Consider the following 16,106-nt stretch of genomic DNA (forward strand, 5'->3'; position numbering starts at 1 on the left):
TACGTTCTAGTACGGCTGTCCGGGCGGCGGCTATACGGGCGCGTACTCGCTCGCCGAGTAGTACCGGTAGTACGTGCCCACGAACGTGGACGCCCCGACGACCAGGCCGAGCATGATCGACCACAGGATCGCGGGATCCGACAGGCTGTGCAGGAAGCCGACCGCGATGCCGGCGAACGCGCCCCAGGCCGAGGCCCGCGCGAGGAAGTGCCGGCCGGCCTGCTGCTTCGACCAGTGGTGGATGCCGAAGCAGAGCGCCGCCACGATGATGCCCGTGACGAAGCCGAGCGCGATGTTGCCCCCGGTGACCTCGCCGCCGAAGCGGTCGATGCTCGCCGCCCAGAAGCCGTACGCGATGCCGGTCACGACGGGAACGACGACGGCCGCGCTCGTCGGGGAGAGCGCCGCACCACTGGTGCCGCGTCCGGGTGCGGGTGCCGCATGCTGAGCCATGACGGGCTCCTTTCTGCCAGGCCCCCTCGGATGCCCCGAGTTCAGCTTCCTTCGCCTTCCATTGACCTCTCGTGGCACGCCCTTCGCAACATGCGCGCGGTGCCGCACCGTGTTTCGCTGACCCCATGAACATCCTGCTCCTGGGCGCCACCGGCATGGTCGGCAGCCGTATCGCCGCAGAGGCCCTGGGCCGCGGCCACAGCGTGACCGCCGTCAGCCGCTCGGGCGACGTGCCCGTCGCCGGTGTCACGGCCGTAGCGGCGGACGTCTCCGACGTGCAGCGGCTGTCGGAACTCGCGGGCGGGCACGACGCCGTGGCCTCCGCCCTCGCGCCGCCCCGTGACGGATCCGATCCGCAGAAGCCGTTCCTCGCGCTCAACCAGGCCGTGGTCGCCGGGGTGCGCGGATCCGGGGTAGCGCGGCTCGTGGTGGTCGGAGGGGCGGGCAGCCTGGAGGTCGCGCCGGGCGAGGCGCTGGCGGACCAGCCGGACTTCCCCGACGCGTACCGCGGCGAGGCGCTCGCGCACCGGGACGTGCTCGCGTATCTGCGCACGGTCGACGACCTGGACTGGACGTACATCTCGCCGGCCGCGGAGATCGGCCCGGGGGAGCGCACCGAGGAGTTCCGGATCGGCGGCGACCGGCTCATGAAGGACGCGAACGGCGAGAGCCGGATCAGCGCGGAGGACTACGCGCTGGCCTTCGTCGACGAGATCGAGCGCGACGCGCACTCCAGGAAGCGCATGTCGGTGGCGTACTGAACCGTGGGCCCCTGAGTGGCGTACAGCTCGGCGTCCGCCTCGTTCCGGTACGGCGCGCGCTCCGCGGTCCTGCGGATCACGGTGATCGCGGCGTCGTCGCCCGGCGGCCCGTACCGGTGTTCGCGCAGGTCCTCCGCCAGGCGGCGCAGCAGCGCCCCGGGCGGCTCCTGCGCGCCGCGCGGGGACAGCAGGCGCGGCAGCCGTTCGCGTACGGGGTAGAAGGTGCCGTCCTCGTCGCGGCACTCGGTCACGCCGTCGGTGAAGAGGATCAGCGTGTCCCCGACCCCGAAGGGCAGCCGGGCCGCGCCGGGCCCCGCGGCGCTCAGCGTGCCCATGCCGAGGGGGAGCCCGGCCGGGAGGTCGGGGGTGTGCACGCGGCCGTCCGCGGTGACGACCAGTGGCGGCTCGTGCCCGAAGTTGACGACGTCGACGTACTTCGGGGCCCCGTCCGCCGTCGGCGGGAAGTGCAGCAGCAGGCCCGTGGAGAACGCGTCCGTAAGGCCCTCGCCGTCGGTGAGCCGGGTCCAGGCGCTGTAGCGCTGCATGGCGATCTCCAGGCGCCGGGCCACCTCCTCGATCCGCTCCTCGTGGTACGCCGCCTCCCGGAACGCGCCGAGCAGCCACGCCGACGCCGACACCGCGGGCAGGCCCTTGCCGCTGACGTCGCCGAGCACGGCGCGCACCCCGTACGGCGAGGGCTGGAAGTCGTACCAGTCGCCGCCGACGCGGGCCGCGCGGGCGGCGGGCTGGTAGAAGTCGGCGATGCGCAGGTCCTCGATGCGCTCCGGCAGTCCGCGCATCACCGCGCGCTGCGTGGCCTCGGCGATGTCCGTGAGGGCCTGGAGGCGGGCCCGCTGCTCCTCCCTGCGGCGCGCGATCAGCACGCCGAGCAGACCGCCGGTGCCGATCATCAGCGGGCCGAGCACGGCCCAGCCGCCGCTCGGCAGCGGCGCCACGGCCTGCAGACCGACGTAGAAGCAGATCAGCAGCCCGGTGACGACAGCCGTGACGGACACGGGCGCGAGCAGCGCCACCATGACCGGCACGAGGCCGAGCAGGGCGCGGGCCCGGAAGTCGGCGGGCGTCGCCACGTCGAGGGTCGTGATGATGAGCGCCATCACCGCGACGAGCAGTACGACGGCACGCCAGCCGCCCGTGGGGCGGGAGTCGGAGGGGGCCGCGCCACGGATCGAGGAGTAGAAGCCGCTCGAGCCACGAGATGTCATCACGTATGAGGATGCGGGGCATTCGTCGCGAGGAGTAGGGACCAAGGTCCGTACGCCGGTGAGATCCGGGTCTCAGTGCACCGGGACGCTCACGAAGCGCGAGGTCACGTGCAGGTCCGCCGCGATCAGCGCCGCGGTGTCCCGCAGCGCCTCCGTCCACGCGTCGTCGTCCCCGCGGCCCTGGTGGGCGGTGACGTCGAGCGCGGACACGACGCGGCCCGCCCGGTCCCGCACCGGCACGGCGACCGACCGCAGCCCTGCCTCGGGCCCGTCGGCCACGGCCGACTCCCCGCCGCCCTGCAGCAGCCGCCCGGCGGCCGTGTCCTGCGCGGGCAGCCGGGAGCCGACGCCGATGTCGACGCTCATGACCCGGCGCGGCGTCACCCGCGCGGTGCACCGCACACGGTCGCCGTCCGGCACGGACAGGCCGACGGACTCGCCGAGCCGCTGCGACAGGGCGGCGAGGTGCGGGGCGGCGATGCGGGGGAGCGTGGTGCGGGAGAGCGGGGCGCAGCCGAGGGTGAGGACGCGGGGGGTGAGGCGGTAGGCGCGGTCCTCGTGGGTCACGTAGCCGAGGTGCTCGTAGGTGATGAGGGCGCGGCGGGCCGTGGCACGGGCGAGCCCGGTGGCCTCGGCGATCTCGGTGAGCGTGAGGGTGGGGTGGGCGCCGTCGAACGCGGTGAGAACGGTGAGGCCTCGGGCGAGCGACACAACTGGGGCGCGTTCCATGTCAGCCCCGCTCTTGGACGGGAGCCCGCGGGGTCCGGGGCGGCGCCCCGAGGCGTAGGAAGAGGTGGCCAGCACGGATTCCATCGACCGCACACACGACTCCAACGGCCCCCGCACCGCCCCCGGCAGCTCACCCGCCGTATGCCGGCTCGTATGGCTGACCACGCTCACCGCGCACACCACATCCCCGGAGGGGCCCCGCACGGGAACCGCCACCGCGACCAACCCCCGCTCCACCAGCTGGTCGTCCACCGCGAGCGGAAGGTCGTCGCGGAACACCAGACCCGGCGCACACCCGCCCCCCGGCAGCGCGTCGCCCACCCGGAAGCTGATGGACAGGGCGCGCCTGCGCAGCACCTGGTGGACGAAGCGGATGTCGTCGCCGTCGGGGACCGCGAGGGAGACGGATTCGTCGAGCTCGTCGGCCAGTTCGTCGGCGAGCGGGCCGAGGGCCCCCGGCACCCGCAGCGCGTCCAGGCAGGCGTTGGCGACGGTCATCAGGGGCGGGGCGAGCGAGGCGTCACGCCCGTCGAGGCGTACGAAGCCCAGGTGGGCGAGGGTCGCGCAGATCCGGTCGACCGTGGAGCGGGCCAGGCCCGTGACGCGGGCGAGGTCGGCGAGGGCGAGCGTGCCGTCCCCACTCTCGGCGTCCGTGAGGCTCCGCAGCACGTCGAGGCCGCGCATCAGCGGGGCGACGGCCTCGGCGGGCGGCTGCGGGGTCAGGGTCGTCGACGGCATGGTCGGCACGGTCGGCACTTCGAGCACGGGGCCACGGTAAGCGACCACGGAGACCGTGTGGACGACACGGTCGACTATCGGCCGAGCAGTTCGATGATCCGGTCGAGGGTGGCGGGGGCCAGATGCCGGCGCAGCGCCTCGACCACATCGTCCGGGGTCCCCCGGCTGTCGATCTTGATTACGCCGTAATCGCGGCCGCGCTTCTCCTTGCGGGCGGCCGGGACGGTGGCGGCGGCATCCGGCTCGCCGGGGAGCACCTGCTCGTCCTTCGGGAGGCGGGCGATGCGGCGGGCGTCCTCGATGGAGACACGGCCGTCGGCGAGCGCCTCCTGGATGTCCTCGCGCAGCTTCATCAGCGACAGGCGCTGGGAGATGAAGCCCTGCGTCTTGCCGATCCGGGCGGCGACCTGGCGCTGCGAGTAGCCGTAGGAGGTGATCAGGCCCTGGATGGCCTGGGCCTGCTCCAGTTCCGTGAGGTCGTCGCGCTGCACGTTCTCGATCAGCGCGTCCTCGTCGGAACGCGTCGCATCGTCCCTGACCAGCACCGGAACCTCGTCCAGGCCCGCCATCCGGGCCGCCGCGAGCCGCCGGTGGCCGTGCAGGACGACGTACGGGGCGTCGCCCACGGCCTCCTTGTGGTGCGGGCGCGCGGCGAGGAAGACGGCGGCGGAGACGACGCCGAGGGCCTGGAGGACGCCGCGTTCGCGGACCGTCTCGGCGAGCCCGTCGAGGTCGCGCAGCTCGTGCCGCGGGTTGTCCGGGTTCTCCGTGAGGTCGCCGATCGGGACGGTGAGCGGCTTGGTGTCGGGGCGTCTGCGCTGGGCCGGCGCCGCGGCCTGCTCCTCGGCGGCCTCCTTCTCGGCGGACAGGAGCGAGGACAGGTCGGTACGGCGCCCCATCAGACGGTCACCTTCTTGCTGCGGGAGGACTTCGTGGCGGTCTTGGGGGCGGGCTTCGAGGCGGCCTTCGAGGCGGCCGGAGCGGCGGTCTTCTTGGCGGCCTTCGAGTCGGTCTTCGATTCGGTCCTCGCGGCGGTCTTCGCGTCGGCCTTCTTGGCGGGCTTCCTGGAGCTGCGGGCCGGGGCCGGGATCGCCGCGAGGCCCACCTCCAAAGCGAGCCGGAAGAAGTCCTCGCGGGCCTGGAGCGCGACCCGGTTGGCGCCGTACTGCGTGACGACGAGGCCGTCCGCCGACGCCCGCGTGTGCAGCTTGTAGTGGCGCACGACGGTGCGCGCGAGCGGCCAGTCCTGCGCCTCGACGAACTTGCGGGTCTGCGCCAGATCGGCCTTGCCGTCGCGCGGGTCCCAGTTGTTGATGACCACGCGGAAGGGCAGTCCGCGCGGCTTCACCACCCGCTCCACCGTGCGCTGCGTGGGCTGGAAGCCGAGCGGCTCCGGCTCGATGGGGACGATGACGTCGGTGGCGTTGGAGAGCACCGCGCGCAGGGCGTCGGCGGCCGCGCCCTTGCCGAGCGGGTCGGTGCCGTCGTCGTCGGCGAGGTCCAGCCAGCCCGGGGTGTCGACGAAGACGTGCTGGGCGGACGGGATGCGGGAGAGCGCCGCGAGCCCCGAGAGGTCGTCGTGGGCCTGCACGAAGTCGAAGGGGAGGCCCTCGCCGACCCGCTCCGACCACCACACCGCCGAGCCCTGCGGGTCGATGGAGACGGCGACGACGGGCGGGCGTTCGGCGTCGGGGGCGCCCGCGCCGAGCACGTCGGCGGTGACGGCCGCGAGGTTCACGGCGAGCGTGGACTTTCCCACGCCGCCTTTCTGATTGAGGATCACGTGTACGTTTGCCACGAAAGCTCCCTAACTCCCTGAACCGGAAAATCCGGTGCATTTGGGTGTTTGTTCGTGGTCACTCTGGCAGCGTGGGCGCCGCGGGGCGGGGTGTACACGCCGGGGAGCGCAGGCCGCGCAGCAGCAGGGGCGTCGCGAGGAGCAGCACTCCGGCGAGCGCCAGCGCCCCGCGCGTCCCGATCAGCGCCGCGAAGCCGCCCCACACCAGCGTGAGCGCGGCGGTGACGGCCCGCTGGGTGACGGTCCAGGCGGACAGCACCCGCGCCACCCGGTCGTCGTCCGTCAGCCGCAGCCGCTCGGCCGCCATGACGGGGCTGAAGACGGCGGAGCACGTGATGAGGCCGAACTCCACGAGCACCACCACGAGCATCCCCGCGACCCCGGGCCCCACGAACGCGAGCCCGATCGGCCAGCACGCCCGGGCCGCCCCGCTCACCAGGAGCACCCGCCGCTCCCCGTACCGCCGCACCAGCGGCCCGGTGAGCCGGGAGCCGGCGAGGCCGCCCAGGCACGGGATCCCGAAGACCAGGCCGTACTGCCAGGGGGCGAGGCCCAGGTCGTCGAGGAGCAGCACCGCCATGAGCGGGGAGCCCACCATGATCAGGGCGTTCACCAGGCCGTTGTTGAGGAACAGGGCGTGCAGCCGGGGCTGCCGCCACAGATGGCGCCAACCCTCCGCGATGTCGGTCGCGTTGAACCGGCCGCCGTTCGCACTGCGCGCGGGCTTCGGTTCGGGTGCGCGGATGGCGCGGACGCCCACCGCCGACAGGACGTAGCTCAGCGCGTCCAGGACGACCGTCGTCAGCGGCCCGAAGGCGCCGATGAGCGCGCCGCCGAGCGGCGGTCCGACGGCCGTGGCGGTCCACTGCGTCGACTCGAACCGGGCGTTGGCCGCCAGCAGGCCCTCGTCCGGGACGAGCGCCTTGAGGTGGGCGCCGCTCGCAGCCCGGAACACGATGTCGGCGGCGGCCACGACCACGGAGACCAGGACGAGTTGAGTGAAGGTCAGCGCGTCGAGGGCGTACGCGAGGGGCAGCGTGAGCAGCGCCGCGCAGCGCACCAGGTCCGCGAGGACCAGCACCGGCCGCTTGCGCCGGAACTCGATCCACGGCCCGAGCGGCACCGCCAGCAGCGCGCCGACCGCGAGCCCGGCGGCCGACAGGAACGACACCTGCGCGGCGCCGCTGTGCAGCACCAGGACGGCGATCAGCTGGAACGCGTCGAGCGCGAGCCACGAACCGGCGGTGCTCACCGCGAAGGCGGCCCACAGCCACCCGAAGTCCCGCCCGAGCCGCATGCGCCGTCCTCCCGTTCCGCCCCTGATTCCCGCCTCCGACCGGGAGATACAAGCGCCGAGCGGCGCGCCGCGGCAAACAACCGGCACCCATATCCGTACAACCAATGGTTGTATGGAGAGCGTGGACCCGGAAACCGTACGCACCTTCGTCGCCGTCGCCGACGAGGGGCAGATCCAGATCGCCGCCGCCGAGCTCGGCATCACCCAGCAGGCCGCCTCCAAGCGCGTCGCCGCCCTGGAGCGGGAGCTCGGCGTGCGCCTCTTCACGCGCGCCCCGCGCGGCGCGCGCCTCACCCTCGACGGCGAGACCTTCCTGCCGCACGCGCGGGAGCTGCTCGCGGTCGCCGAGCGGGCCGCCGACTCCGTGCGCGGCGGCGGGCGCCCGCTGCGCGTGGACGTGCTCGGCGCCAACGTGATCACCAACGGTGTCGTGCAGGACTTCCACCAGGCCCACCCGCACCTCCCGCTCGACGTCGTCGCCCTCGGCCAGGGCGGGCGGGCCGCGCTCGCGTCCGTACGGGAAGGGCGCATCGACGCCGCGTTCTGGACGCGTGCCGTGCCCGAGGACCGGCTGCCGCGCGAGGTGCGCAGCGCCCGCGTCATCGACGAGCCGGCCATCCTCGTCACCGGCGCGGCGCACCCCCTGGCCGACCGCCCCGAGGTCACGCCCGCCGAGCTGGTCGGGCACCGGATCTGGATGCCCGGCATGGCCAAGGGCAGCGAATGGGCCGCGTATTACGAGGAGTTGGAGCGCGCCTTCGGCCTCACCATCGACGTCGGCGGCACCACCTTCGGCGGCGGCCACCTGCTGCGGACGGTCGCGGCGGCGGACGACGTGGCCACCATCATGGGCACCCGCACCCCGCTGACCCGGCCCGCCGACACCGAGCTCCGGTTCATCCCCGTACGCCGTCCGACGCCGCTCTACCCGCTGTCGCTGCTGTGGCGGGACGACAACCGGCACCCCGGTCTCGCGGCGCTCCGGGCGTATCTGACGGACCGGTACGAGCGGCAGGAGGACGGCTCGGGCGACTTCTGGACGCCAAACTGGGCGCGGTAGCACCGCCGTAGCCCACACGGCTGGCCACCACATGCGTGAGGCGGCGGGGGCCCGCAGGCTCGGATCATGCGCATCCGTACACCGCTCGTCGCCGCCACCGTCGCCAGCCTGCTGCTCCTGACCGCTTGCGGGGACGACAGCAAGCCGGACCCCATGCGGAAGGACCAGTGGGCCCTCGACGCGATGAAACTGCCGGCCGCCTGGGACACGTCGAAGGGCGACGACACGACCATCGCCGTCGTCGACTCCGGCGTCGCCACCGACCACCCCGACCTCAAGGGCCGGCTCGTCGAAGGACACGACTTCGTCGACGGCGACGACGACCCCAAGGACCTCAACGGCCACGGCACCCACGTCTCCGGCATCGCCGCCGCCCACACCGACAACGGCGTCGGCGTCGCGGGCGGCGCGCCCGGCGCGAAGATCATGCCGGTGCGGGTGCTCGGCGCGAACGGCTCAGGATCCAACGGCAACATCACCAAGGGCATCGTCTGGGCCGCCGACCACGGCGCCGACGTCATCAACCTCTCGCTCGGCGAGGGCGTCCTGATGACGAAGCTGCTCCAGGGCGGCATCCTCAACCAGGCCATCCAGCACGCCCACGACAAGGGCGCGGTGGTCGTCGCCGCGGCGGGCAACGACGGCGCGGACACCCAGCCGTACAAGGTGCAGACGCCGGTCCTGGTCGTCGGCGCCAGCACCGAGAAGGGCACGGCTGCCGACTTCTCCAACTTCGGCGCGGAGCAGGCCGTTTCGGCCCCCGGCGAGGACATCCTCTCCACGCTGCCGACGTACACGACGAAGGAGACCCTGAAGGACACGTCCGGCTACGGGAAGCTCTCCGGCACGTCGATGGCGGCGCCCTACGTCTCCGCGCTCGCGGCGCTCCTGCACCACCAGGGGCTCGACCCCGACGAGATCATCTCCACGATCCGGGAGACGGCCGCCAACCCGAAGAAGAACGCCAAGCTGGGCCTCGGGATCGTGGACGCGGAGGCGGCGGTGAAGAAGGCGGACAAGGACTCGTAATCAGTCGTGGTCAGTCCTTCTGAACGCTCTCGTCCTGGCCGTCACCGTTCCCGTTCCGCCTGCGCACCCGGCGCATCCGGAACACCGCGGCCAGGACGATGAGCCCGACGCCCGCCGCCACCACGGCGATCGCCCCGGACGACACCGACGTCACGTCGACCTCGAAGGTCATCTCGTCGCCCCACGGCTTGCCGTCGCTCGTCGTGTAGAGCTGGGCCGTCAGACGCGCCTTGCCGTTGGCCTTCGCGGTGACGTCGATCTGGGAGGTGTGGCTCGCCGAGCCCTCGGCCGACACGGAGATCACGTCGTCGTTGACCTTGAGTCGCTCGGAGTCGCTCGACGTGACGCGCAGTTCGAGCCCGGAGACCTCCTGCTGGAGCGCGTTGTCGACCGTGACGGGGATCGAGGCGTCGCCCGACGTGAGGGTGACGGTCGTCTTCGGCACCAGCCGCAGCGACTTCACCGACGTCGACAGGAAGTCCGTCGTACGTTCCTGGAACGTCCGCTGCGCCGAGTCCTCCTCGACCCGCCAGGCAGTGGCCAGCGCGCGGGCCATCGCCGCGTGCACGGACGCCGTGGTGTCCTTCGGGTCGGCGAGCACCTTGCTGAGGGTCGCGAGCCGGTCCAAGTTGCCTGCCGCGTCGGTCAGTTGGTCCTTCTCCAGCTCGCTGCCGCGCAGCCGTGCCGGGTACGCGGACGGGGACCCGGCCGTCCCCTTCACCGGGTCGTCGTCGGCCGCGCGGAGGCCCTGGAGGTCCAGCCAGCCGTCGTCGGTGCCGGAGTCGATGGCTTCGCCGAGCGCGTCCGCCGCCGTGCCCGAGAGATTGCGGGGCGGTACGAGGACCGGGCGGGCGTTCGCCTTCACGAGCGCGGTGATGTGGTCGACGGTGTCCTTGTCGGCGGTGTCGGGGCTCGCGGAGGCGCTCGCGCTCGGGGACGGCGTGGAGTCGCCGGGCGAAGGTGACGACGACGGTGACGGCGTCGCGGAGGGAGTGGGGTCGGGCGCCTGGTCCTTGATACGGCCGAGCGCGGTCGTGAGGTCGGCCTCGTAGGGCAGCGCCGTCAGCTTGTCGTCGCCGCTGCCCACGGTCACCGGGTCGGCGCCCGCGGGCGTGAGCCCCTGGCCCGAGGCGAGGACCCGGGTCACACCCAGCTTGGCGCCGAGCGCGGTCACGGCGGAGTCGAGCGCGCCGTCGGCGGGCCAGCCGAGCCCGGAGCGGGTGCTGATGTCGAGGATCCGGTCGACCCGCTTCTTCGTGTCGGCCGCGAGCCCGGACACGACCTCCGTGAGGTCGTCGGTGTCGGTGCCGGGGTGGTGGGCCAGCGAGGCGAGGTCCGTGTCGGCGTACGGGAGGAGCCAGACCTCGCGGCCCTTGACGGCCTCCTTCAGCGCCGTGAGCCAGGAGCGGGCCGCGCCCTGCCCCGTGCCCTCGGTGGTGTCCTGGGGGCTGGCGGAGTCGGCGTTCTTCGCGACGCGGTAGCCGGTGGACATCTCCTGCGCGGCGATCACCACGTCCGGGTCGAGCACCCAGCTGACGTCGCGGCCCTTGCCCGCCTCGACGACCTCGCGCAGCCGGCCGCCGGGCGCGAACAGGCCGGCGAGCGAGTCGTCGTCGAAGACCGGCTTCGCGTCCGCCCCCGAGCCGAGGGCGGCCGCCGTCATGTGCGGGGTCGTGGTCACCGGCCAGACGACGGCGGCCCGCGTGGGGTCGTCCGCGGCGCTCGCCTCCGGCGTCGTACCGGGAAGGGCCGTGGCCCCGAGCACCATGGCGCACACGACCCAGGCCCGTGCCGTCCCGTTCCTCGCCATGCCGCCTCGTTCCCCTCTGCCGCCGGTCCCTGAGGTCTTGAGGTAACACCGTGGAGCAGGCCGGTACGAGGACCGTGCGGCCGGGCGGCGCGTCGGCGTCAGCCCTCCCGCTCCTCCAGTACGGAGCCGATCCGCAGCAGGTTCCCGTCCGGGTCGACGAGCGCGAACTCCCGCATCCCGTACACCGTGTCGTCCGGCTCGACGAGCCGCGGCGTCGCGTCGGGGGCCTGGCTCAGGCCGACGCCCCGCCACTCCTCGTACAGGGCGTCCGCGATGTGCGCGCCCCCGTCGAGCCGCAGGTACGCGGCGTGCGCGGTGCTCAGGGGATCGGTGTCGGGGGCGTGGAAGAAGTGCAGTTCGACGGTGTCGCGTACGAGGATCAGATAGCCGTCGTCCGGATAGTGGGCGTCGGCCGTGAAGCCGAGGTCCGCGTAGAAGGCGACGGTCGCCTCCAGGTCGCGGCCGGGCATGACCGGGGCGACGCGGCCGGTCGTCGGGGTGCGGGACATCGGGCCTCCAGGGGCGCTCGGCCGGGGCGCCGATGTCGCCCGATAGAGTGCGGCTCCCGACGTCGACGGCCTTGACGTGACCTTCCGAGCATGACGTACGACCTACGAGGTACCTGGCAGTGACTCCCGCGACCCCCGCGTCTCCCGCGCACCCCGCAGGACCCGTGGCGACCGTCGTCGGGATCGGGGCCGACGGCTGGCCGGGCCTCCCGGACACCTCGCGCACCGCGCTCCTCGCCGCCGACGCCGTCCTCGGCGGACCGCGCCAACTCGCCCTGCTGCCCGCCGAGTGCGCCGCCGAACGCGTCCCGTGGCCGTCGCCGCTGCGCCCCGCCGTCCCGGAGCTCCTGGAGCGGTACGCGGGCCGCCGCCTCGCGGTGCTGGCCAGCGGCGACCCGATGTTCTACGGGATCGGCCGCACGCTGACCGAGACGGTGGGCGCCGACTCGATCAACGTTCTGCCGCACCCGTCCTCCCTCTCCTACGCGTGCGCACGGCTCGGCTGGCCCGTCGAGGACACCGAGGTCGTGACGCTGGTCGGCCGCCCGGCGGACCGCCTCACGGCCGCGCTGCACGACGGCCGCCGTGTGCTGGTCCTCTCGGCGGGCGCGGACACTCCCGCCGAGGTCGCGAAGCTGCTGTGCGAACGGGGCTTCGGCCCCAGCCGCCTCACCGTCCTGGAACAGCTCGGCACCGAGCAGGAGTCGTCGTACGAGGGCGTGGCCGAGCACTGGCCGCACGCTCCCGGCGACCCCCTGAACGTGATCGCGGTCGACTGCCGCCGCGCCGCCGACGCCCTGCGCCTCGGCGCGGTACCGGGCCTGCCCGACGCCGCGTACGACAGCGACGGCCAGCTCACGAAGCGCCACATCCGCGCCGCGACGCTCGCGGCACTCGCCCCCGCGCCGGGCGAACTCCTGTGGGACGTGGGCGGCGGCTCCGGCTCGATCGCGATCGAGTGGATGCGCACGCACCCGTCGTGCACGGCGTACACGGTGGAGAAGAACCCGGCACGGGCCGAACGCATCGCAGGCAACGCGTCCCGCCTCGGCGTCCCGACGCTGCACGTGGTGACGGGCCCGGCCCCCGCCGCCCTCGCCGAACTCCCTCCGCCCGACGCGGTGTTCATCGGCGGCGGCCTCACGGCACCTGGCTTGCTCGACGCCTGCTGGGCGGCGCTCCGACCGGGCGCCCGCCTGGTGGCGAACACGGTCACCCTCGAATCCGAGGCACTTCTGGCGGACTGGTACCGCCGCCACGGAGGCGAGTTGGTGAAACTCTCCGTCGCCCACGCCGTGCCGGTCGGCGGCTTCACGGGTTGGCGGCAGGCGATGCCGGTCACGCAATGGTCAGTAACGAAAACAGGGGTTGAGGATCGATGACCGTCTACTTCATCGGGGCGGGCCCCGGAGCCGCGGACCTGATCACCCTGCGCGGCGCGCGCACGCTGGCGGCGTGCCAGGTGTGCCTGTACGCGGGCTCACTGGTCCCGCAGGAACTCCTCTCCGAATGCCCCCCGGACGCACGCCTCGTGGACACGGCGAACCTCGACCTGGACGCCATCGAAAGCGAATACGTGGCGGCGCACGAGGCGGGCCACGACGTCGCCCGCCTCCACTCCGGCGACCCGTCCGTCTTCAGCGCGGTGGCGGAACAGATGCGCCGCCTGGACGCGCTCGGCATCCCGTACGAAGTGGTGCCCGGCGTCCCGGCGTTCGCGGCGGCGGCAGCGGCGCTCAAGCGCGAACTGACGGTCCCCACGGTCGGCCAGACGGTCATCCTGACCCGCATCGCCCAACAGGCCACCCCCATGCCCGCCGGCGAGGACCTGGCCACGCTGGGCGCGAGCGGCGCGCTCCTGGTCCTCCACCTGGGCGCCCGCTACGTGGACCGCATCGTCTCGGAACTCCTCCCCCACTACGGCGAGGACTGCCCGGCGGCGGTCGTCGCCTACGCCAGCCGCCCCGACGAACTGGTCCTGCGCGGCACACTCGCCGACATCGCGGACCAGGTGAAGGCGTCGGGCGTGCTGCGCACGGCGGTCATCCTGGTGGGCCGCACGCTCGGCGCGTCCCAGTTCCGCGACAGCCACCTGTACTCGACGGAACGCGACCGGCACGTGTGCTGAGCCGGGGAGCTCAGGTGTCGTAGACGGTGGACCGGTGCCCGATGTGCACGACCCAGACCACCAGCTCGCCGTTGTCGATCGTGTAGATCACGCGATAGTCGCCCACTCGGAGGCGGCGCCTGTCGGGCTGGGAAACCAGCGCGGTGGTGTTGAAGCCGAGCGGATCGCTCTCCAGCTCGGTCAGTTTGGCCAGGATGCGGAGTGCCGTGGCGCGCGGGATCTTGCGCAGTTCGGCCTGTGCCTCGGGGTGGAAGACGGTGCGGTACTCACTCACTGCGCGCCAGCGTCTCCCTCATGACGTCCTCGATCGGGACGCCCGCCGAGGGCTTCGCCATGCGTTCGTCGATGATGCGGTTGATCTCGCGCTCTTCCCATTCCTGGTACTTCCGCAGCACCTCGATGGACACAACGGCGGCGACCTCTTTGCCACGGCGCGTGATCACCGTGGGCACGTCGTCCCGGTCGGCCCGCTCCACCACCTCGGCCAGGTGCGCGCGGACATCGCGGATGGACTCTATGGGTAGCGGCTGCGTCATACGCTCAAATGTACCCAGTGTGCCATGTGTACACAAGGTGGGGTAGTGGCCGTTGAACCGGCTCACCGGGCCCTCCTGCGTGTGAACGTGAGCCTCGCACCCGCCTTCGCGGCTTCCGGAGGTCTGCTCCTGAGCCACGGTCGGGTCGGCAGGACGGGCAGTCTGCCGGTGTTCAGGGCGAAACGCGGCAGCGAGACGTCGAACGTCGCCGCTGTCGCGTCCAGCGCGCGGCGCTCGTCCGAGAGGTCGGCGGCGGGTCCCGCGGGGTCGGGGAACAGCAGGGCGGGGGAGAGTGCGGCGGGGATCGCACCCGTTTCCCGCCGCTCGTTCTCGTGGACCGTGAAGGCGTACCGCTGCTCGCCGTCCTCGGCGCACGCGAAGTGGAACAGGCCGGGCTCCCACCAGACCGTGAGGGCGCGCGTGCCGTGCGACAGGGCGGTGCCCGGGTGCGTCAGGCGGTCCGGGGCGAAGGCCGGCAGGCGCCCCGACTCGGCGTCCGGCCAGAGTCCCGACTCGAAGGCGAAGCTCCAGCCGTCCAGGGCGCCGATCCTGGCCAGAGGGGTGCGGGGGCCCTGTCGCTGCGGCCGCGCGAAGGGGAGGTTCCGCAGCTCGGACTCGGCCGCCACGGGCTCCAGCGGTCCCGTACCGAACCGCTCCGCCAGCTCCTCGGGGCGGATGTCCTCCACAAGAACGAACCGGTAGGCGTCCCGGCGCAGTTCGGCCCTCGGGTGCCATTGGGTCAGCCATCCGAGCCCGTCGGGCACCACCACCGGCTTCGGCTCATTCCGGTCGGCGGGCGCGGCTGCCGTCTGACCGGCGCGAGGCGTGGTGAGCAGTTCCCGGCCGCGTTCCGGCGTGACGACCGGGCCCAGCAGCGGGTCCGCGAGCAGGCCGAACGGCGCCACATGGTCGTCCCGGTACGGTTCCCAGCGCGGGACCGCCGCCGCGAGCACCCGCCAGGCGCCGTCGGTGTCGCCCCAGCGCGCCAGTTCCCTGGCCTCGACGACCGCGCGCCCGAAGGGCCCCGGCGACGCGTACTCGTACGTACGCTCCCTGATCCGCGCCAGCACCGCCCCGGCCCGCTCCCGGTCCGTCGCGTGGTCCTCGGTCGCCGGGCCGAGCACGAGGTCGTCGCGCTGCCCGCCCTCGCGCACGTGGTGGAGCGCCTTCAGGGGCAGCACCTCGCCCGCGTACAGCGGATCGTCCATGCGCGGGTCGACCGGCACCCAGCCGCCGTCGCCGAGCAGTGTCCGCAGTTGTGCGGCCAGCAGGCCGGCCCGGGGCCTGCCGAGTTCCCCCGCCTCGTGGAAGACGTCGAGCGCGTCGTCCAACTCGCCTCTCAGGCAGGCGAGTCGGGCCTCCTCCACCCGGGAGTCGAGGTCCCGCGTCACCGTGTTCTCGAAGCCGGAGTGGTCGCCGCCCAGGCGGTAGAACTCCTGGTACATGTCCTCCATGAACGCGCGGAACGACGTGTACCGGCCCGGCCGTTCACCACTCCACCCGCGGTGCACGTACACCGCCCACTCCCCGTCGGCGCCCACGTCGCCCGGGTCGAGCAGCACATCCGTCATGTCCGAGTCGAGCGACAGTTGCAGCGCCCGGCCCCACATGCCGACCAGGAGCACCTGGTCGTCGGGCGCGTCCTCGTCCAGATACTCCTCGTACACCGCCTGCTGCCCGAGCGGATCCCCGTACGGCCCGATGTCCTCAGCCCCTGCCAGCAGATAGACCGAGCCGCCCGCGTGCCGCCACCCGTTCGTCGTCTGGAGGAACCCGCGCAACGACGGCGGCAGCGGCACTTCTATCCCGAGCCCCCGGATCCGCTCCTCCAACGCTGCGATGGCCTCCGCCCCGGCCGGTTCGAACCCCAGCCAGCGGTCCCGCACGACGGCCTCGTCGAGGTCCTCGAACACGTCCGGGTCCTCAGCGGCCCGCGCTTCCAGCCATTCCTCGCTCCACCGCTTGAGCAGCGGACCCCACCCCGAGTTCCCCATGAACGACAGGATGGCACCCGCCACTGACAACGGTCGTG

At 73.1% G+C, this 16,106-nt stretch carries 16 protein-coding genes; 5 read left to right on the forward strand and 11 right to left on the reverse strand.

What is annotated here, in order from left to right:
* Window positions 1-30 precede the first annotated feature (30 nt).
* The gene (locus tag ACOKM3_RS22325; RefSeq protein ID WP_426902817.1) at window positions 31-453 is read right to left on the reverse strand and encodes a hypothetical protein; all 423 of its coding nucleotides are present in this window, start codon (window positions 451-453) and stop codon (window positions 31-33) included.
* Between the two features lie 125 nt (window positions 454-578).
* Between ACOKM3_RS22325 and ACOKM3_RS22330 the strand changes: the two genes are divergently transcribed.
* Window positions 579-1,214, forward strand: coding sequence for an NAD(P)-dependent oxidoreductase (locus ACOKM3_RS22330; RefSeq protein WP_426902818.1), 636 nt, complete (start codon window positions 579-581; stop codon window positions 1,212-1,214).
* On the opposite strand, the gene ACOKM3_RS22335 is transcribed toward ACOKM3_RS22330, so the two are convergent.
* The 5 genes from ACOKM3_RS22335 to ACOKM3_RS22355 all read right to left on the reverse strand — a co-directional run bounded on the left by ACOKM3_RS22335 (window position 1,142) and on the right by ACOKM3_RS22355 (window position 7,002).
* Entirely contained in the window at window positions 1,142-2,440 is a 1,299-nt protein-coding gene (locus tag ACOKM3_RS22335) for a PP2C family protein-serine/threonine phosphatase (RefSeq protein WP_426902819.1), read from the reverse strand. The genes ACOKM3_RS22330 and ACOKM3_RS22335 overlap by 73 nt on opposite strands.
* 72 nt (window positions 2,441-2,512) lie before the next feature.
* On the reverse strand, window positions 2,513-3,934 hold the full coding sequence (locus ACOKM3_RS22340; RefSeq protein ID WP_426902820.1) for an IclR family transcriptional regulator domain-containing protein: 1,422 nt from the start codon (window positions 3,932-3,934) through the stop codon (window positions 2,513-2,515).
* A gap of 47 nt (window positions 3,935-3,981) precedes the next feature.
* The gene (locus ACOKM3_RS22345; RefSeq protein ID WP_426902821.1) at window positions 3,982-4,806 is read right to left on the reverse strand and encodes a ParB/RepB/Spo0J family partition protein; all 825 of its coding nucleotides are present in this window, start codon (window positions 4,804-4,806) and stop codon (window positions 3,982-3,984) included.
* Window positions 4,806-5,705, reverse strand: coding sequence for a nucleotide-binding protein (locus tag ACOKM3_RS22350; RefSeq protein ID WP_426902822.1), 900 nt, complete (start codon window positions 5,703-5,705; stop codon window positions 4,806-4,808). Before ACOKM3_RS22350 ends, ACOKM3_RS22345 begins: the two co-directional genes overlap by 1 nt.
* Before the next feature lie 58 nt (window positions 5,706-5,763).
* Window positions 5,764-7,002, reverse strand: coding sequence for an MFS transporter (locus ACOKM3_RS22355; protein ID WP_426902823.1), 1,239 nt, complete (start codon window positions 7,000-7,002; stop codon window positions 5,764-5,766).
* A gap of 112 nt (window positions 7,003-7,114) precedes the next feature.
* Between ACOKM3_RS22355 and ACOKM3_RS22360 the strand changes: the two genes are divergently transcribed.
* Together ACOKM3_RS22360 and ACOKM3_RS22365 are read left to right on the forward strand one after the other, a co-directional pair.
* A complete protein-coding gene (locus ACOKM3_RS22360; protein ID WP_426902824.1) occupies window positions 7,115-8,062 on the forward strand; it encodes a LysR family transcriptional regulator in 948 nt (315 codons plus the stop codon).
* A 66-nt stretch (window positions 8,063-8,128) separates the two neighbouring features.
* Window positions 8,129-9,091, forward strand: coding sequence for a S8 family peptidase (locus ACOKM3_RS22365; RefSeq protein ID WP_426902825.1), 963 nt, complete (start codon window positions 8,129-8,131; stop codon window positions 9,089-9,091).
* Between the two features lie 10 nt (window positions 9,092-9,101).
* Here ACOKM3_RS22365 and ACOKM3_RS22370 read toward each other — a convergent pair whose 3' ends face one another.
* A complete protein-coding gene (locus ACOKM3_RS22370) occupies window positions 9,102-10,901 on the reverse strand; it encodes a DUF6049 family protein (protein ID WP_426902826.1) in 1,800 nt (599 codons plus the stop codon).
* 98 nt (window positions 10,902-10,999) lie between these two features.
* Window positions 11,000-11,410: a bleomycin resistance protein gene (locus tag ACOKM3_RS22375; RefSeq protein ID WP_426902827.1), complete on the reverse strand. Its 411-nt coding sequence runs from the start codon at window positions 11,408-11,410 to the stop codon at window positions 11,000-11,002.
* Window positions 11,411-11,529: 119 nt separating this feature from the next.
* Here ACOKM3_RS22375 and cbiE point away from each other — a divergent pair, with 119 nt between their 5' ends.
* Window positions 11,530-12,792, forward strand: coding sequence for a precorrin-6y C5,15-methyltransferase (decarboxylating) subunit CbiE (gene cbiE / locus ACOKM3_RS22380; protein WP_426902828.1), 1,263 nt, complete (start codon window positions 11,530-11,532; stop codon window positions 12,790-12,792).
* Window positions 12,789-13,538 carry a precorrin-4 C(11)-methyltransferase gene (cobM, locus tag ACOKM3_RS22385; protein WP_426902829.1) on the forward strand — a complete coding sequence of 250 codons (750 nt, stop codon included), beginning with the start codon at window positions 12,789-12,791 and terminating at the stop codon, window positions 13,536-13,538. Before cbiE ends, cobM begins: the two co-directional genes overlap by 4 nt.
* Before the next feature lie 10 nt (window positions 13,539-13,548).
* On the opposite strand, the gene ACOKM3_RS22390 is transcribed toward cobM, so the two are convergent.
* From ACOKM3_RS22390 to ACOKM3_RS22400, 3 genes are all read right to left on the reverse strand, one after another.
* A complete protein-coding gene (locus ACOKM3_RS22390; protein ID WP_426902830.1) occupies window positions 13,549-13,812 on the reverse strand; it encodes a type II toxin-antitoxin system RelE family toxin in 264 nt (87 codons plus the stop codon).
* The gene (locus ACOKM3_RS22395) at window positions 13,805-14,074 is read right to left on the reverse strand and encodes a type II toxin-antitoxin system Phd/YefM family antitoxin (protein ID WP_426902831.1); all 270 of its coding nucleotides are present in this window, start codon (window positions 14,072-14,074) and stop codon (window positions 13,805-13,807) included. Before ACOKM3_RS22395 ends, ACOKM3_RS22390 begins: the two co-directional genes overlap by 8 nt.
* Before the next feature lie 62 nt (window positions 14,075-14,136).
* Window positions 14,137-16,068 (reverse strand): SMI1/KNR4 family protein, encoded by a 1,932-nt coding sequence (locus ACOKM3_RS22400; protein WP_426902832.1) that lies wholly within the window; start codon window positions 16,066-16,068, stop codon window positions 14,137-14,139.
* Between the last annotated feature and the right edge of the window lie 38 nt (window positions 16,069-16,106).

Source organism: Streptomyces nidicola (assembly GCF_050106155.1).
Taxonomy (GTDB): domain Bacteria; phylum Actinomycetota; class Actinomycetes; order Streptomycetales; family Streptomycetaceae; genus Streptomyces.

Excerpts from the sequence above, each read along its gene's own strand:
- ACOKM3_RS22325 (WP_426902817.1), bottom strand. The coding sequence starts at position 453 with ATGGCTCAGCATGCGGCACCCGCACCCGGACGCGGCACCAGTGGTGCG.
- ACOKM3_RS22330 (WP_426902818.1), top strand. The coding sequence starts at position 579 with ATGAACATCCTGCTCCTGGGCGCCACCGGCATGGTCGGCAGCCGTATC.
- ACOKM3_RS22335 (WP_426902819.1), bottom strand. The coding sequence starts at position 2,440 with ATGACATCTCGTGGCTCGAGCGGCTTCTACTCCTCGATCCGTGGCGCG.
- ACOKM3_RS22345 (WP_426902821.1), bottom strand. The coding sequence starts at position 4,806 with ATGGGGCGCCGTACCGACCTGTCCTCGCTCCTGTCCGCCGAGAAGGAG.
- ACOKM3_RS22355 (WP_426902823.1), bottom strand. The coding sequence starts at position 7,002 with ATGCGGCTCGGGCGGGACTTCGGGTGGCTGTGGGCCGCCTTCGCGGTG.
- ACOKM3_RS22360 (WP_426902824.1), top strand. The coding sequence starts at position 7,115 with ATGGAGAGCGTGGACCCGGAAACCGTACGCACCTTCGTCGCCGTCGCC.
- ACOKM3_RS22365 (WP_426902825.1), top strand. The coding sequence starts at position 8,129 with ATGCGCATCCGTACACCGCTCGTCGCCGCCACCGTCGCCAGCCTGCTG.
- ACOKM3_RS22370 (WP_426902826.1), bottom strand. The coding sequence starts at position 10,901 with ATGGCGAGGAACGGGACGGCACGGGCCTGGGTCGTGTGCGCCATGGTG.
- ACOKM3_RS22375 (WP_426902827.1), bottom strand. The coding sequence starts at position 11,410 with ATGTCCCGCACCCCGACGACCGGCCGCGTCGCCCCGGTCATGCCCGGC.
- cobM (WP_426902829.1), top strand. The coding sequence starts at position 12,789 with ATGACCGTCTACTTCATCGGGGCGGGCCCCGGAGCCGCGGACCTGATC.
- ACOKM3_RS22395 (WP_426902831.1), bottom strand. The coding sequence starts at position 14,074 with ATGACGCAGCCGCTACCCATAGAGTCCATCCGCGATGTCCGCGCGCAC.
- ACOKM3_RS22400 (WP_426902832.1), bottom strand. The coding sequence starts at position 16,068 with ATGGGGAACTCGGGGTGGGGTCCGCTGCTCAAGCGGTGGAGCGAGGAA.